The organism is Frondihabitans sp. GW821-FHT04F02, from assembly GCF_059420045.1.
Genome location: NZ_JBWKSZ010000001.1, coordinates 850,650 through 866,592, shown reverse-complemented (window position 1 = coordinate 866,592; position 15,943 = coordinate 850,650). Strand labels below are relative to the sequence as shown.

General features: G+C 70.4%; 15 protein-coding genes. All 15 read left to right on the top strand.

What is annotated here, in order from left to right; all coding sequences use genetic code 11:
* The first annotated feature begins 27 nt into the window (after positions 1-27).
* The 15 genes from AC07TY_RS04080 (at position 28) to AC07TY_RS04010 (ending at position 15,942) form a co-directional block, all read left to right on the top strand.
* Positions 28-1,590: a Mur ligase family protein gene (locus AC07TY_RS04080; RefSeq protein ID WP_494784394.1), complete on the top strand. Its 1,563-nt coding sequence runs from the start codon at positions 28-30 to the stop codon at positions 1,588-1,590.
* Positions 1,587-3,005 carry a UDP-N-acetylmuramoyl-tripeptide--D-alanyl-D-alanine ligase gene (locus AC07TY_RS04075; protein WP_488626138.1) on the top strand — a complete coding sequence of 473 codons (1,419 nt, stop codon included), beginning with the start codon at positions 1,587-1,589 and terminating at the stop codon, positions 3,003-3,005. The genes AC07TY_RS04080 and AC07TY_RS04075 overlap by 4 nt, the downstream gene beginning before the upstream one ends.
* The gene (gene mraY, locus AC07TY_RS04070; protein ID WP_123504429.1) at positions 3,002-4,093 is read left to right on the top strand and encodes a phospho-N-acetylmuramoyl-pentapeptide-transferase; all 1,092 of its coding nucleotides are present in this window, start codon (positions 3,002-3,004) and stop codon (positions 4,091-4,093) included. The genes AC07TY_RS04075 and mraY overlap by 4 nt, the downstream gene beginning before the upstream one ends.
* Entirely contained in the window at positions 4,093-5,625 is a 1,533-nt protein-coding gene (murD, locus tag AC07TY_RS04065; RefSeq protein ID WP_123504430.1) for a UDP-N-acetylmuramoyl-L-alanine--D-glutamate ligase, read from the top strand. Before mraY ends, murD begins: the two co-directional genes overlap by 1 nt.
* Entirely contained in the window at positions 5,582-6,874 is a 1,293-nt protein-coding gene (gene ftsW, locus AC07TY_RS04060; protein ID WP_123504431.1) for a putative lipid II flippase FtsW, read from the top strand. The genes murD and ftsW overlap by 44 nt, the downstream gene beginning before the upstream one ends.
* The gene (locus AC07TY_RS04055) at positions 6,871-7,971 is read left to right on the top strand and encodes a UDP-N-acetylglucosamine--N-acetylmuramyl-(pentapeptide) pyrophosphoryl-undecaprenol N-acetylglucosamine transferase (protein WP_494784393.1); all 1,101 of its coding nucleotides are present in this window, start codon (positions 6,871-6,873) and stop codon (positions 7,969-7,971) included. The genes ftsW and AC07TY_RS04055 overlap by 4 nt, the downstream gene beginning before the upstream one ends.
* Positions 7,968-9,374, top strand: a complete 1,407-nt coding sequence (gene murC / locus AC07TY_RS04050) for a UDP-N-acetylmuramate--L-alanine ligase (protein WP_494784392.1) — start codon at positions 7,968-7,970, stop codon at positions 9,372-9,374. The genes AC07TY_RS04055 and murC overlap by 4 nt, the downstream gene beginning before the upstream one ends.
* A gap of 10 nt (positions 9,375-9,384) precedes the next feature.
* A complete protein-coding gene (locus AC07TY_RS04045; RefSeq protein ID WP_494784391.1) occupies positions 9,385-10,404 on the top strand; it encodes a cell division protein FtsQ/DivIB in 1,020 nt (339 codons plus the stop codon).
* Between the two features lie 160 nt (positions 10,405-10,564).
* On the top strand, positions 10,565-11,713 hold the full coding sequence (gene ftsZ / locus AC07TY_RS04040; protein WP_123504435.1) for a cell division protein FtsZ: 1,149 nt from the start codon (positions 10,565-10,567) through the stop codon (positions 11,711-11,713).
* 17 nt (positions 11,714-11,730) lie between these two features.
* On the top strand, positions 11,731-12,417 hold the full coding sequence (locus AC07TY_RS04035; RefSeq protein ID WP_494784390.1) for a YggS family pyridoxal phosphate-dependent enzyme: 687 nt from the start codon (positions 11,731-11,733) through the stop codon (positions 12,415-12,417).
* A 34-nt stretch (positions 12,418-12,451) separates the two neighbouring features.
* Positions 12,452-13,018 carry a cell division protein SepF gene (locus tag AC07TY_RS04030; RefSeq protein ID WP_123504437.1) on the top strand — a complete coding sequence of 189 codons (567 nt, stop codon included), beginning with the start codon at positions 12,452-12,454 and terminating at the stop codon, positions 13,016-13,018.
* A gap of 69 nt (positions 13,019-13,087) precedes the next feature.
* The gene (locus tag AC07TY_RS04025; RefSeq protein ID WP_123504438.1) at positions 13,088-13,384 is read left to right on the top strand and encodes a YggT family protein; all 297 of its coding nucleotides are present in this window, start codon (positions 13,088-13,090) and stop codon (positions 13,382-13,384) included.
* Positions 13,385-13,566: 182 nt separating this feature from the next.
* Positions 13,567-14,418: a DivIVA domain-containing protein gene (locus AC07TY_RS04020; protein ID WP_488626142.1), complete on the top strand. Its 852-nt coding sequence runs from the start codon at positions 13,567-13,569 to the stop codon at positions 14,416-14,418.
* Complete coding sequence (gene lspA, locus AC07TY_RS04015) at positions 14,405-15,022, top strand: signal peptidase II (protein WP_494784389.1); 618 nt, start codon at positions 14,405-14,407, stop codon at positions 15,020-15,022. The genes AC07TY_RS04020 and lspA overlap by 14 nt, the downstream gene beginning before the upstream one ends.
* On the top strand, positions 15,019-15,942 hold the full coding sequence (locus AC07TY_RS04010) for an RluA family pseudouridine synthase (protein ID WP_123504440.1): 924 nt from the start codon (positions 15,019-15,021) through the stop codon (positions 15,940-15,942). Before lspA ends, AC07TY_RS04010 begins: the two co-directional genes overlap by 4 nt.
* The last annotated feature ends 1 nt before the right edge of the window (position 15,943 follow it).

The following is a 15,943-nucleotide window of genomic DNA, read 5'->3' as shown; positions in this document are numbered from 1 at the left end:
CTGACCTGAGCTAGAAATGAGGATTCTTTGAGTGCCCGGATCCCCCCGGTCCTGCGACCGGAACATCCCTCGGCGAGGTCGCTCGGCCAGCTGGCCAGCGAATTCGGACTCGAGCACATCGGCTCGCTCGACGGCATCGAGATCACGGGAGTGACCCTCTCGACCAGCGACCTGCACCCCGGCGACCTCTACGTCGGCGTGCCCGGGGCGAACCGCCACGGCGCCGAGTTCGCCGCGCAGGCTCGCGAGGGCGGCGCCGTCGCCCTCCTCACCGACGCCGATGGCGCCGAGATCGCCGCCGACAGCGGCCTGCCGGTCATCCTCGTCGACTCGCCGCGCGCCGCCCTGGGCGACGTCTCGAGCTGGGTCTACCGCACCGGCGAAGACGCGCCGCTGCTCTTCGCCGTCACCGGCACCAACGGCAAGACCTCCACGTCGTACCTCCTCGAGGGCATCCTCAAGCAGCTCGGCCTCGTCACGGGCCTCTCGTCCACGGCCGAGCGCCACATCGGGGATCTCACCGTCGTCTCGCGCCTCACCACGCCCGAGGCCACCGAGATGCACGCCCTCCTCGCCCGCATGCGCGAGAGCGAGGTGCGGGCCGTGGCCGTCGAGGTCAGCGCGCAGGCCCTCAGCCGCAATCGCGTCGACGGGATCGTCTTCGACGTCGCCGGCTTCACGAACCTCAGCCACGACCACCTCGACGACTACGCCGACATGGAGGAGTACTTCCAGGCGAAGCTGCCGCTCTTCCAGCCTGACCGCGCCAAGCGCGCCGTCGTCTCGCTCGACTCCGACTACGGCCAGCGCGTCGTCGAGGCGAGCCGCATCCCCGTCACCACGATCGCGATGACGCCGGCGATCACCGGCGTCGAGCGCGACGCCGACTGGAGCGTGGAGCTGCTCGACGAGCAGGCCGCTTACACCGAGTTCCGCCTGTCCGGCCCCGAGGGCCGCTCGCTGGTGACCCGCGTCCCGATGATCGGCTGGCACATGGCCGCCGACGCCGCCCTCGGCATCGTCATGCTCGTCGAAGCGGGCTTCGAGCTGGAGGCCATCGGCCAGGCCCTCGACGAAGACGGCGGCATCGTCGCCTACCTGCCCGGCCGCACCGAGCGCGTCTCGGGCGCGCGCGGACCGAGCGTCTTCGTCGACTTCGGCCACAGCCCCGACGCGTTCCTCACCACCCTCGCGGCCGTGCGCCGATTCACTCCCGGCAAGGTCGTCATGCTGTTCGGCGCCGACGGCGACCGCGACACCACGAAGCGGCCCGAGATGGCCCGCGTGGCGGCGGCCGGCTCCGACATCCTCGTCGTGACCGACCACCACCCGCGCTTCGAAGACCCCGACGCGATCCGCAAGACACTCGTCGACGCGGCGCGCGAGGCGTATCCCGATCACGAGATCCACGAGGTCAGCCCGCCGGAGGCCGCCATCCGCACCGCCGTGGCGCTGGCCGGCGAGGGCGACTCGATCCTCTGGGCCGGCCCCGGCCACCAGGACTATCGCGACATCCAGGGCGTGCGCACGCCCTACTCCGCCCGCGAGGAGGCCCGCGCGGCGCTCCGTGAGGCGGGGTGGGCCGAGTGATCGCGCTGACCCTCGCCGAGATCCAGCAGATCGTCGGCGGCACTCTCGCGCTCGCCTCCGAGACCTCCGGTGCGACCATCGTCGACGGCTCCGTCGAGACCGACTCGCGTCTGGTCACGGCCGGTTCGATCTTCTTCGCGCTTCCGGGCGAGGTCACCGACGGCCGCCTGTTCGTGCCGTCGGCCGTCGAGAACGGCGCCGCGCTCGTCATCAGCGAGGGCCCGGTCGCCTGCGCCGCCCCGCTCCTCGTCGTCGACGACGGCGTGACGGCGCTGGCCGACCTGGCCCGCGCCGTCGTCGCCCGGGTCCGCGAGTCGGCGTCCGGCGACGACCGCCTCCGCGTCGTCGGAATCACCGGCAGCAACGGCAAGACGAGCACGAAGAACATGCTGCGCGCGATCCTGTCCGACCTCGCTCCCACGGTCGCGCCCGAGGGGTCGTTCAACAACCACGTCGGCGCGCCGATCTCCATGCTCCGTGCCACCGGGGCCACGAAGTACCTCGTCGTCGAGATGGGCGCCTCCGGCTCCGGCGAGATCGCCCGACTCGTCGCGATCGCGAAGCCCGACACGGGCGTCGTCCTCAAGGTGGGTCTCGCGCACGCGGGCGAATTCGGCGGCATCGAGGCCACGCAGAGGGCGAAGTCCGAGATGGTGACCGACCTGCCCGAGACCGCCACCGCGATCCTGAACTCCGACGACTTCCGCGTCAGCTCGATGGCCGACCTGACCGACGCTCGCGTCGTGACCTTCGGTCTGGGCGCAGGAACGTCCTACCGGGCATCCGACGTCGACGTCACCGCTTCGGGCACCGCGTTCGTCCTCCACGCGCCGGGCCTCACGCGTCCGGTCCACCTCCGCATCCTCGGCGAGCACCACGTCATGAACGCCCTCGCGGCCCTCGCCGTAGCGGGGGAGTGGGGCCTCGACGTCGACCGCGCGGCCACCGTCCTCGAGGGCGTCGCTCGCGCGGAGCGCTGGCGCATGGAGGTCCTCGACGGCGGCCCCGGCGTCACCATCATCAACGACGCCTACAACGCCAGCCCCGACTCCGTGGCGGCGGCTCTCAAGACGCTCGCGCAGATCGTCGGCCCGGGCCAGCGCTCCGTCGCCGTGATCGGCGAGATGGCCGAGCTCGGCGAGTTCGCGCAGGAGGAGCACGACCGCATCGGCCGTCTCGCCGTGCGCCTCAACATCCACAGGCTGGTTGTCGTGGGCGACGCCGCCCGCCATGTCCACATGGCCGCCGGCCTCGAGGGCAGCTGGAGCGGGGAGTCCCTCCTCGTCCCTGACATCGACGCGGCGTACGACGCCGTCCGCGCCGATCTGCGAGAAGGAGACGTCGTCCTCGTGAAATCGTCCAAGTCGGCGGGTCTCCGGTTCCTCGGCGACCGCCTCGCGGGGGTGACCGCGTGATCGCCCTCCTCATCGGCGGTGCGGTGTCGCTCGTCTTCACCCTGCTGCTCACGCCGTTGTTCATCCGGCTGTTCCACCGCCTCGGCTGGGGCCAGTTCATCCGCAGCGACGGTCCGCAGTCGCACCACACCAAGCGCGGCACGGCGACCATGGGCGGCATCGTCCTGATCCTCGGCACGGTCATCGGCTACTTCGTCGGCCACCTCGCCGGCGGCGACCGACTCACTCCGAGCGGTCTCCTCGTGCTGCTGATGATGGTCGGCCTCGGTTTCGTCGGCTTCCTCGACGACTTCACGAAGGTCCGCAACCAGCGCAGCCTCGGCCTCACCGGCTGGGCGAAGATCCTCGGGCAGGTGCTCGTGGCCGTCCTCTTCGCCGTGCTGGCGCTCTCCGTGCACAGCCGCGTCGGGCAGTCCTCGGCGTCGACCATGATCTCGGGCGTCCGCGACATCCCGTGGCTCGACCTGGCGTTCGCCGGCCCCCTCCTCGGCGGAATCCTGTTCACCATCTGGGTGATCATGATCACCGCGTCGGCCTCGAACGGCGTCAACGTGGCCGACGGCCTCGACGGGCTCGCCACCGGCGCCTCGATCCTGGCGATCGGGTCGTACATCTTCATCGGGTTCTGGCAGAACAATCAGCTCTGCACGAGCGCCCGCGCCGTCCAGTCGGCCTGCTACGAGACGACGAACCCGCTCGACCTCGCCGTCGTCGCAGCCTGCGTGTCGGGCGGCCTCATCGGCTTCCTCTGGTGGAACACGTCGCCGGCGCAGATCTTCCTCGGCGACACCGGCTCGCTGGGTCTCGGCGGCGCCCTCGCCGCCCTCGCGATCCTCAGCCGCACCGAGCTCCTGCTGATCCTGATCGGCGGGCTCTTCCTGGTCGTCACCGGCTCGGTGATCCTGCAGCGCGCGTACTTCAAGCTCACCCATGGCAAGCGCATCTTCCTGATGAGCCCCCTCCACCATCACTTCGAGCTGAAGGGCTGGGCCGAGGTCACGGTCGTCGTGCGCTTCTGGATCGTCGCCGGCCTGTTCGTCGCCGCGGGCGTCGGGGTGTTCTACCTCGAGTGGATCTCGAAGTCCTGATGGCGGCTCCCCTCGACTCGCTCATCAGCTGGCACGCCGATTGGTCGGGGCTCCGCGTCGCGGTGCTCGGCCTCGGCGTCTCCGGCTTCTCGTCGGCCGACACCCTCGCCGAGCTCGGTGCCGACGTGGTCGTGGTCGCGCCCGACGAGGCGTCCGATCGCGCGCAGCTCGTCCCGGTCATCGGCGCCCGCCTGATCGTCCAGGCCGACCTGTCGACGCCTCCGGCCGAGCTCGTCGCCTTCGACGCCGACGTGGTCGTCGTGAGCCCGGGCTTCGCCCCGCACCACCCGCTCGTCGTCTGGGCCACCGCCTCGCGCGCCGCGGTGTGGGGTGACGTCGAGCTCGCCTGGCGCGTGCGCGACAAGACCCCCGAGCACATCGCCGACTGGGTGCTCATCACCGGCACGAACGGCAAGACCACGACGACGCAGCTCGTCGCCGCGATGGTCGCCGCCGACGACCGGAGCGTCGCGGCCTGCGGCAACATCGGGCTCCCGGTGCTCGACGCCATCCGCGAGCCGCTCGGCTTCGACGTCCTGGCCGTCGAGCTGTCGAGCCACCAGCTGCACTACCTGCCCATCGAGGGCCCCGGCTCGCTCAGCCCGGTGGCCAGCGTCATCCTCAACATCGACGACGACCACCTCGAGTGGCACGGCGGTGCCGACGCCTACCGGGCCGCCAAGGGCCGCGTGTACGCGAACACGAGAGTCGCGTGCGTCTACAACCGCGCCGACATCGCCACGCGGCTGCTCGTGCAGGAGGCAGACGTCGTCGAGGGCTGCCGCGCCGTCGGCTTCGGCCTCGGCACCCCGCCGGTCGGCGACTTCGGGGTGGTCGAAGAGATCCTCGTCGACCGCGCCTTCCTGGCCGACCGCGCGCACCGCGCCCTCGAGCTGTCCACCCTCGAGACCCTGACCGCGTCGGGTCTGGCCGCCCCGCACCTGGTCGCCGACGTCCTCGCCGCGGCCGCGCTCGCCCGCGCCCTCGACGTGGCCCCCGAGGCGATCCGGCTCGCCACGGCGGCCTTCCGGCCCGACCACCACCGCTCCGAGGTCGTCGCGACCGCGGGCGGCATCGTCTGGATGGACGACTCGAAGGCCACGAACCCGCACGCGGCCAAGGCCTCGCTCGCCGCCTCGCCGAGTGTCGTCTGGATCGTCGGCGGCCTGCTCAAGGGCGTCGACCCCGCGCCGCTCGTCGCCGAGGTGCGTCGCGGCGTCAAAGCCGCCGTCCTGATCGGCAGCGACCGGCAGATCCTCAGGGAGGCCTTCGAGCGACACGCGCCCGGCATGCCGGTCTTCGAGGTCGACGAGACCGACACTGAACGAGTGATGCCGCAGGCCGTGACATTCGCGGCCGCGGTCGCCGAGGCAGGAGACACCGTCCTCCTCGCGCCGGCCGCGGCATCGTTCGATCAGTTCGCCGACTACGGCGCGCGCGGAGACGCGTTCGCCCGAGCCGTACACGACCACCTGGGAGGTGACGCCGATGGCCGACACGCCGTCGAGCCTCCCGCGACGCCTGAAGTCTGACGGGTCGGCGCGAAGCCGCACCCTCTCGGACGCCGTCGCGGGCCGAATCAGATCGGCACCGACCGGGGCCGCTCGCGTCGCAGTCAAGAAGCTGTTCGCGGCCGAGGAGACCAGCTTCTTTGTCATCCTCGGGACCGCGCTCTTCCTGGTCGTCTTCGGCCTCGTGATGGTCCTGTCGTCGTCGAGCGTCGAGCAGTACGTCGCCACGCACGACTTCTTCGGCGCGTTCCTGCGCCAGGGCATCTTCGCGGCGCTGGGCGTCCCGGCCATGCTCGTCGTGAGCCGAGTGCCCACCTGGGCCTGGAAGAAGTACGCCTGGCACCTGCTCGTGCTCGCGATGTTCCTCCAGCTCCTGGTCTTCACGCCCCTCGGCTCCACCGTCAACGGCAACCGCAACTGGATCCGCATCGGCTCCTCGTTCAGCGCCCAGCCCTCCGAGTTTTTGAAGCTCGCTCTCGTGATCTGGATCGGGATGATCCTCGTCAAGAAGGAGCGCAAGCTCGGCGACTGGAAAGAGCTGCTGGTCCCCCTGATCCCGGTCGTCCTGATCGCCATGGGCCTGGTCATGAAGGGCGGCGACCTCGGCACCACGCTGATCCTGATCATGCTCGTCGCCGTCGCGGTGTTCGTGGCCGGCGTCAAGCTGAGGTTCTTCGTCCCCCCGCTGATCCTGCTCGCCTGCGTGCTCCCGGTGATCACGTCGGGAGCGAGCTCCCGCACCGATCGCATCTCGGCGTGGATGTCGGGCTGCAGCTCCGAAGAGGCGTACCAGTCGACCTGCTGGCAGACCGTGCACGGGCTCTGGGCGCTCGCTTCGGGCGGGGTCTTCGGCGTGGGTCTCGGCAACTCGAAGGCGAAGTGGTCGTGGCTGCCCGAGGCCGACAACGACTTCATCTTCGCCATCGTCGGCGAAGAGCTGGGCCTCATCGGCGCCTGCGTCGTCCTGGCCCTGTTCATCGTCCTGGCCGTGTCGTTCATGAAGATCCTGCGCTCGACCGACGACCCCTTCGTCCGCATCGTCACCGGCGGCGTCATGACCTGGGTGATCGGCCAGGCGCTCGTCAACATCGCGGTGGTGCTCGGCCTCCTGCCGGTGCTCGGCGTGCCCCTCCCGCTGATCAGCGCGGGCGGGTCGTCGCTCATCTTCACTCTCATCGCCATCGGCGTGGTGCTCTCGTTCGTGCACCGACGGCCGGGCGACCCGGTGTCAGCGCTGCGCTCCGACGAGCAGGTAGGGTCTCTCCGGTGACGACGTACCTCCTCGCCGGCGGCGGCACCGCCGGGCACGTGAACCCCCTCCTGGCGACTGCCGATCGGCTCCGCAGCCGCGAGCCCGACGCGACGATCCTGGTGCTGGGCACCGCCGAGGGCCTCGAGGCCCGGCTCGTCCCGGCCCGCGGCTACGAGCTGCTCACCGTGCCGCGCCTTCCCTTCCCGCGGCGCCTGAACGCGGCCGCCCTCCGCTTCCCGTCGCGGATCGTCGGCTCGGTGCGCGGCGTCCGCTCGATCCTCCGCGACCGCGGAGTCGACGTCGTCATCGGGTTCGGCGGCTACGCGGCCGCGCCCGCCTACCTGGCCGCCTGGCGCGCCAGGGTTCCGATCGTCGTGCACGAGGCCAACGCCAAGCCCGGCATCGCCAACGTGCTCGGCTCGTTCGCGACGAAGCACGTCGGCGTCGTCTTCGCGTCGACGAAGCTGCGCCACGCGCGCCAGGTCGGGATGCCCCTGCGCGTCGAGATCGAGACCCTCGACCGCCACGCGGTCAAGAGCGAGGCGCTCCAGTTCTTCGGCCTCGACCCGGCGCTGCCGACCCTGCTCGTCACGGGAGGGTCGACGGGCGCGCGACGGATCAACGACACGCTGTCGAGGGCCGCCGAGGTCGTGCTCGGATCGGGCTGGCAGATCCTGCACATCACCGGCGAGAAGTCCGAGCTCGGGCCGTCCAGCCTGGCGAACTACCACATCGTGAAGTACTGCGATCGCATGGATCTCGCCCTCGCCGCTGCCGACTTCGTCGTCTCCCGCGCAGGATCAGCGACCGTCTCCGAGCTGACCGCCCTGGGCCTGCCCGCCGTGCTCGTGCCCTATCCCGTCGGCAACGGCGAGCAGCGCTTCAACGCCACCGACGTGGTCGACGCCGGCGGCGCCGTCCTGGTCGCCGACGCCGAGTTCACGCCGGCGTGGGTGCGCTCGAAGCTCGTGCCGATCCTGCTCGATCGGGCCCGCATCGCCGACATGACCGTCCGCGCGGCCTCCGTCGGGGTGCGCGACGGCGCCGACAAGACGGTCGACCTCGTCCTCGAGGCCACTCCCGCGTCCACCTCCACACGAATCGCGAACTCATGATCAAGCCCGACCTCGACCAGCCGCTTCCCAAGACGATCGGGCGCGCGCACTTCGTCGGAATCGGCGGCTCCGGCATGAGCGGCATCGCCCGCGTCTTCCTCGCTGCAGGAATCCCGGTCTCGGGCTCCGACTCGCGCGAGAGCGGCAACGTCGAGGCGCTCCGCGCGCTCGGAGCCACCGTCGCGATCGGCCACGACGCGGCCAACGTCGGCGACGCCGACACCCTCGTGGTGACCGGCGCCCTCTGGCAGGACAACCCGGAGTACCAGCTCGCCCTCGAGCGGGGCATCCCCGTGCTCCACCGCTCGCAGGCGCTCGCGTGGCTGATCGGCGGGCACCGGCTGGTGTCGGTCGCGGGCGCGCACGGCAAGACCACCTCGACCGGCATGATCATCACGGCTCTGCTCGAGGCCGACCGCGACCCGAGCTTCGTCAACGGCGGCGTCATCCAGTCGCTCGGCGTCAGCGCCAAGGGCGGTGCCGACGACCTCTTCGTGATCGAGGCCGACGAGTCCGACGGCTCGTTCCTGCTCTACGACACGTCGATCGCCCTGATCACGAACGTCGACGCCGACCACCTCGACCACTACGGCTCGCGCGAGGCCTTCGACGAGGCGTTCGTCGCCTTCGCCTCGGCGGCGAGCGAGTTCGTCGCCATCTCGAGCGACGATCCCGGTGCCGTCGCCGTGTCTCACAAGCTCGATCGCTCGAAGGTCGTCACCTTCGGCGCGGCCGCCGACGCCGACATCCGCGTCGCCGACGTCACCACCTCGGGCCCGGTGGCCTTCACCCTCGTGCACGCAGGCGTCGAGCGCCGCGTGCAGCTCAGCGTGCCCGGCCACCACAACGCCCTGAACGCCGCAGGCGCCTACGCCGTGCTCACGGGGCTCGGTCTCAGCCCCGAGGAGTCCATCGCGGGCCTCGAGGTCTTCGGCGGCACCCAGCGCCGCTTCGAGCTGCACGGGACAGTGCGCGGGGTGAGCGTCTTCGACGACTACGCGCACCACCCGACCGAGGTCGCGGCCGCGCTGCAGGCCGCGCGCAGCGTCGTCGGCGACGGTCGCCTGATCGCGGTCCATCAGCCTCACCTCTACAGCCGCACCCAGATGATGGCGGGAGAGTTCGCCGACGCGTACGAGTCCCTCGCCGACCACACGGTGGTGCTCGACGTCTACGGCGCACGCGAAGACCCGGTGCCCGGAGTGACCGGTGCCCTCGTCACCGAGCGCTTCCGCGACGCCGCCAAGGCCGACTACGTCCCCGACTGGCAGGCGGCCGCCGACCGCGTCGCCGAGATCGCCCGCGAGGGCGACTTCGTGATCACCCTCGGCTGCGGAGACGTCTACCGGATCGTCCCGCAGCTGCTCGGCAGCCTCGAGGCGACGCCGGAGAGCGCCGCGTGACAGGCGACTCATGAAGCGCCCCGAGGGATTCGACCGTCACGCTCCGGCCGAGCGGCCCGAAGCACCACAGGCGGCAGCACCGTCGAAGCCCGTTCGCGCCGGGGTCGCGCCGTCGAGGCCGGCTGCGAGCAGGCCCGCCGTACCCGTGCCGGGCCCGCAGGCGAAGGCCCCGGCGGTGGAGCCCGCAGTTCCTGCGCCCGTCGATCTGCCCCGGGACGACCGCGGTGCCGCCGAGGGGCGCGATCGCGCCCGTGACGCGCGCCGACAGGCCCGGCGTGCGGCCGCCGCGCGCCGAGCCGTCGAGCGGACGGAGGTGCGCCGCTTCACCCGCCGCACGCGCCACCGCCGCGCCACCCTCATCACCGCAGGCGCCGTCGTGCTCGCGCTGGTCGCGACGGTCACGATCAGCGTGTTCTCGCCGGCTCTGTCGCTGCAGACCATCACCGTCCAGGGAACGTCGCGCGTCGACAGGGCGCAGGTGCTCTCGTCACTGGACGCACAGGTCGGCAAGCCGCTGGCGCTGATCGACTTCACCGCCGTCAAGAGAGACCTCTCGGAGTTCCCGCTCATCGAGTCGTACGTCACCGAGACGAAGCCGCCGCACACGCTGGTGATCCGCATCACGGAGCGTGAGCCGATCGCCTCGGTGAGGGTCGGCAAGACGTACGAGCTCGTCGACCCGGCCGGCGTGGTCATCGCGACGTCGACCAGGAAGCCCGCCGGTGTCCCGGTCGTCGGCCTCAAGGGCGGAAGCGTCGACGGCAAGGTGTTCCGGTCGACCGCGGAGGTGCTTCTGGCGCTGCCGGCCGAGCTGCTGAAGAAGGTGGCGTCGGTCTCGGCGTCGACCGCCGACGACGTCACGCTCACGCTCACGGGCGGCGAGCAGGTCGTCTGGGGGAGCGCCGACCGGTCGGCGAAGAAGGCGCAGCTGCTGACGGGGCTCATCCGCGACCACAACGCGCGCGATCCGCAGCAGTCGGTGCAGTACGACGTGTCGGCTCCCGACAACGGCATCATCCGCACCAAGTAACGTGGAGGTCGACCCGATTCGCGCGACACGCGGCTCACGTCGACACAGGTCGCGCCGGGTCGACCTACCTTGTGACTGCAGATATGCATACTGCGCATAACATTAACCTTGAAGTTCAACTTGAAGGTTTGCGAGAACTTCCACCAGGCGGAGGCCGGACGTGACAACGAACCATAACTACCTAGCCGTGATCAAGGTCGTCGGTGTCGGCGGCGGTGGCGTCAACGCCGTCAACCGCATGATCGAGCTTGGGCTTCGCGGCGTCGAGTTCATCGCGATCAACACCGACGCGCAGGCTCTGCTGCTGAGCGACGCCGACGTCAAGCTCGACGTCGGCCGCGAGCTCACGCGAGGCCTCGGCGCAGGCGCCGACCCCGAGGTCGGTCGTCGCGCCGCCGAAGACCACGCCGAGGAGATCGAGGAGGCCCTCGCCGGGGCCGACATGGTCTTCGTCACGGCGGGCGAGGGCGGCGGCACGGGCACCGGCGGTGCTCCGGTCGTGGCTCGCATCGCCAAGTCGATCGGCGCCCTCACGATCGGCGTCGTCACGAAGCCCTTCGGGTTCGAGGGTCGTCGTCGTCAGGCGCAGGCCGAGGCCGGCGTCGCGCAGCTCAAAGAAGAGGTCGACACCCTCATCGTCGTTCCGAACGACCGCCTCCTCGAGATCTCCGAGCGCGGCATCTCGATGGTCGAGGCCTTCGGCACCGCCGACCAGGTGCTCCTCGCGGGTGTGCAGGGCATCACCGACCTCATCACGACCCCGGGTCTGATCAACCTCGACTTCGCCGACGTGAAGAGCGTCATGCAGGGCGCGGGCTCCGCGCTCATGGGCATCGGCTCGTCGCGCGGCGCCGATCGCGCCATCAAGGCAGCCGAGCTGGCCGTCGCGTCGCCGCTGCTCGAGGCCTCCATCGACGGAGCCCACGGCGTTCTGCTCTCGATCCAGGGCGGCTCGAACCTCGGCATCTTCGAGATCAACGACGCTGCGCGCCTGGTCCAGGAAGCCGTGCACCCCGAGGCGAACATCATCTTCGGTGCCGTCATCGACGACACGCTCGGCGACGAGGTCCGGGTGACCGTCATCGCCGCCGGCTTCGACGGCGGCGAGCCGACCACCAAGACCAAAGAGCGCCGCGCGAGCTTCGTCGAGACCGACGGCCCCGCCACCACCACGGTCGCCGGTGTCTCGGCCATCGCCGACAGCGGCGCGGCCCCGACGTACACCCGCCCCCAGGAGCCCGCCCAGAGCCCCGACCCGGTGTTCGACGACGGCGACGACGACCTCGACGTCCCCGACTTCCTCAAGTAGCGGCCATCCCTCCGGCTATGGCTGCGCCCTCCGACCTCGCGGGCCGTGTCGACGACGTCTTCGGACGCATCGCCGATGCGGCCCGCTCGGCCGGTCGGGACCCGGACGAGCTCACGACGATCGTCGTGACGAAGTTCCATCCGGCGCAGCTCGTTCGAGACCTCCACGCGCTCGGAATCCGAGATGTCGGCGAGAACCGCCATCAGGAGGCGCAGGCCAAGGCCGCCGAGACGAGCGATCTCGACGGGCTCCGGTGGCACTTCGTCGGACAGCTCCAGTCGAAGAAGGCCCGTCAGGCTCGTGCCTACGCCTCTGTCGTGCACTCGCTCGACCGCGCCAGTGTGATCGACGCCCTGGCGACCGACGACGGCACTGTGCTGGACGGCTTCGTGCAGGTGAACCTCACCGACGATCCGGGTCGCGGCGGAGTGCAGGCGGACGACCTCGAAGCGGTCGCCGAGCGCGTCCTCCAGAGTCCCGGCATCGTGCTCCGCGGCGTCATGGCGGTCGCTCCGGTGCAAGGAGACCCCCGGCTCGCGTTCGCACGCCTCCGGGGTCTCTCCGAGCGCGTGCGCTCCCTGTCGCCCGGGGCCGACCGGATCTCCGCCGGGATGTCTCTCGACTTCGCCGAGGCCATCGCCGAAGGCGCGACACACCTACGAATCGGCACCGCAATCACCGGAAACCGCCCCGACGCTCGTTAATGTCGATGCAGACGAGCCACGACCGGAGGACACCATGGCGAACCCCCTCAAGAAGAGCCTGATCTACCTCGGGCTTGCCGACGAAGAACTCGAATACGACGGCAACGCCCCCCAGAGCGAGTCGCGGCCCCAGCCGGCCGCCGTGCAGCAGACGGCGCCGCAGCCGGCTGTCGCGCACCCCGCGCAGAAGTCCGCGCACCCCCACAAGCAGGCTCCGGCCTCGCCCGTGCAGCCGGTCCCGGCTCCCGTGGCGAACAAGGCCCCTGTGACGCCCCTGAGGCGCCCCACGTCGACCAAGAATGCGGTAGCCACCGAGATGAACGAAATCCTCACCGTCCACCCGCGCGAGTACAAGGACGCCCAGTCGATCGCGGCCAGCTTCCGCGACGGCATCCCCGTCATCATCAACCTCTCGCAGATGAGCGAGGGCGATGCTCGTCGTCTCGTCGACTTCGCCAGCGGACTCTCCCAGGGTCTGTACGGCAAGATCGAGAGGGTGACGAACAAGGTGTTCCTTCTCTCGCCGTCGCACATCGCCGTCAGCGGCGACCAGGCCGAGGCAGAGTCCGACATCGACGCGTCGTTCTTCGCCCAGTCCTGAGAACCTCCCCGGGGCTGGCTTCCGCCGGCGGGGCCTCCCCGCACTACCACAGCGAGTTGAATCCCCTCGATGATCGTCCAGCCCATTGCCACGATCGTGTACGTCGCGCTCCTCATCTTCTTCCTGCTGATGTGGGCGCGGTTCATCTTCGACCTGACCCAGTCGGTGAGCCGCACGTACCGCCCCAAGGGTCCGCTCCTCTTGCTCGCCGAGGTGACTTACACCGTCACCGATCCGCCCATCAAGGCGATCCGGCGGGTGCTCCCTCCGATCCGCCTCGGTGCTGTCGCGCTCGACTTCGGCTGGAGCATCGTGATGCTGCTCGTCGTCGTGCTGATGAGCGTCGCCTCGGCCCTCCAGCGCTGACGGCCGGTTCGTCTCGCGACTACCGCGACGCGCGGATGACCCTCAGCCTTCAGGTCAGGTCGACTGTTGTCGTTGTAGGCTGAGTCAGTACGGTGTCCCCATCGGCCTCTCTCGTTCAGGGCGAGACGAAGCGACAGACACCATTCCCAGACCATGTACCAGAGATTCACGAGGTGACGGCAATGGCTTTGACGCCTGAAGACGTAGTCAACAAGCGGTTCCAGCCGACGAAGTTCCGTGAGGGCTACGACCAAGACGAGGTAGACGACTTCCTCGACGAGGTCGTGGTCGAGCTTCGTCGTCTCGGCCAGGAGAACGAAGAGCTCCGCCAGCGTCTCGCTACGAGCGAGTCGAAGGCCGAAGACCTTCAGCGCCAGGCGTCCGCCGCCCCGGCAGCGGCCGCTCCCGTCGCCATCGAGAAGGCCCCCGAGCCCGAGCCGACCCCGGAGCCCGTCGCGGCCGCCCCGGTCGTCGAGCCGGAGCCCGAGCCCGCTCCGGCGGCCGCCGCCGTCTCTGCTCCTCCCGCCTACTCCGCGCCGACCGTCGACGAGACGACCAGCACGAACAACCTCCTGCAGCTCGCGCGCCGCCTCCACGAGGAGCACGTCCGCGAGGGCATCGAGAAGCGCGACGCGCTCATCGCCGAGGGTCACGCCACCGCCGCTCAGCTCGTCTCCGAGGCCGAGACCACCTCGCGCACCAAGACCGAGCAGTTCGAGGCCGAGCACCAGGCCCGCGTGGCCGCGCTCGAGGCCGAGCAGAAGGCCAAGGCCGACCAGTTCGACACCGAGTTCCGCGCCCGCCAGGAGAAAATCGAGGGCGAGCAGCGCGTGCAGGTCGAGCGCCTCGACAACGAGCGCATCGGCCTCGAGCACCGCATCGACGAGCTGCGCGGCTTCGAGCGCGAGTACCGCGCCAAGCTCAAGAGCTACATCGAGGGCCAGCTTCGCGAGCTCGACGGCGAAGGCGCCCCCGAGCCGGTGTCGGCGCAGTCCGCCGCTCCGGCCAGCTTCCAGGGCTTTGGCTCGAACTAGAACGGCTACCCCGAAGGCCAGTGTCCGCGTCCTGCTGACACTGGCCTTCGTCGCGGTAGTCGTCTATGCGCTCGACCAGGGCAGCAAGTACCTCGTGGTGCACAGCCTCATCGTGGGCGAGCAGGTCGACGTCCTGGGCGAGTTCCTGCAGCTGCACTTCGTGAAGAACCCCGGCGCCGCGTTCTCGCTCGCCACCGGATCGACCTGGGTGTTCTCGATCGCCGCGGCCGCCGTGGTCGTCGCGATCATCGTCTTCTCCCGGCGCATCCGCTCGTTCCGCTGGGCGCTCATGCTCGGCATGCTGCTGGGCGGCACTCTCGGCAATCTGACCGACCGCCTGTTCCGCGAGCCGGGCTTCGGCGTCGGCCACGTGATCGACTTCATCTACTTCCCGAAGCTCCTGCCGGCGATCTTCAACGTCGCCGACACCTTCATCGTCTCGAGCATGGGCCTTCTGCTCCTGCTGACGCTTCTGGGCATCGGCCTCGACGGCCAGCGCGTCGTGCGCGTGCCGAAAGGCGCTCCGGCGCAGGATCCCGCCGCTGTCGCTCGACCCGACACCGCCGCGACGAGCCCCGAGCCGTCCTCCCGGGACGCCTCGTGACGGAGTCCCGCTCGCTGCCGGTGCCCGACGGCCTGGCGGGGGAGCGCGTCGACGCCGCCCTGGCCAAGCTCCTGGGCTTCAGCCGCACCTTCGCCGCCGAGGTGGCAGGGCTCGGGGGAGTGAGCGTCGACCAGCGGATCGTCGGCAAGTCCGACCGCCTCGAGGCCGGCGCGTGGCTCGAGGTCACCTGGCAGCCGAAAGAAGAGCCGACGGTCGTCGCGGTCGACGTGCCCGGCATGGGCATCGTCTTCGACGACGACGACCTCGTGGTCGTCGACAAGCCCGTCGGCGTCGCCGCGCACCCGTCGATGGGCTGGACGGGCCCGACCGTGCTCGGCGGTCTCGCCGCGGCTGGGTTCCGCATCGCCACCAGCGGTGCGGCCGAGCGCGCCGGAATCGTCCACCGCCTCGACGTGGGCACCTCGGGCCTCATGGTCGTCGCGAAGTCGGAGCGCGCCTACACGCTCCTCAAGCAGGCCTTCCGCGAGCGGACCGTCGAGAAGATCTACAACGCCGTCGTGCAGGGGCACCCCGACCCGCTGATCGGCACCATCGACGCGCCGCTCGGCCGCCATCCCTCGTCGTCGTGGAAGTTCGCGGTCGTCGTCGACGGCAAGCCGTCCGTCACGCACTACGAGACGGTCGAGGCGTTCCCCGCCGCGTCGCTGCTCGAGGTCCACCTCGAGACCGGCCGCACGCACCAGATCCGGGTCCACATGGCCGCTCAGCGCCACCCGTGCGTCGGCGACGCGCTCTACGGCGCCGACCCGACGCTATCGGCCAAGCTCGGGCTCACGCGGCAGTGGCTGCACGCCGTCCAGCTCGGCTTCGATCACCCGGCGACGGGTGACTGGGTGTCGTTCCGGTCCGAGTACCCGGCAGACCTTCAACACGCGCTTGAGGTCCTTCGGTCTTCCTGAC

Coding starts and splice junctions, on each gene's coding strand:
- murD (WP_123504430.1), top strand. CDS start 4,093: ATGGCGGCTCCCCTCGACTCGCTCATCAGCTGGCACGCCGATTGGTCG.
- ftsW (WP_123504431.1), top strand. CDS start 5,582: ATGGCCGACACGCCGTCGAGCCTCCCGCGACGCCTGAAGTCTGACGGG.
- murC (WP_494784392.1), top strand. CDS start 7,968: ATGATCAAGCCCGACCTCGACCAGCCGCTTCCCAAGACGATCGGGCGC.
- AC07TY_RS04045 (WP_494784391.1), top strand. CDS start 9,385: ATGAAGCGCCCCGAGGGATTCGACCGTCACGCTCCGGCCGAGCGGCCC.
- AC07TY_RS04035 (WP_494784390.1), top strand. CDS start 11,731: ATGGCTGCGCCCTCCGACCTCGCGGGCCGTGTCGACGACGTCTTCGGA.
- AC07TY_RS04030 (WP_123504437.1), top strand. CDS start 12,452: ATGGCGAACCCCCTCAAGAAGAGCCTGATCTACCTCGGGCTTGCCGAC.
- AC07TY_RS04025 (WP_123504438.1), top strand. CDS start 13,088: ATGATCGTCCAGCCCATTGCCACGATCGTGTACGTCGCGCTCCTCATC.
- AC07TY_RS04020 (WP_488626142.1), top strand. CDS start 13,567: ATGGCTTTGACGCCTGAAGACGTAGTCAACAAGCGGTTCCAGCCGACG.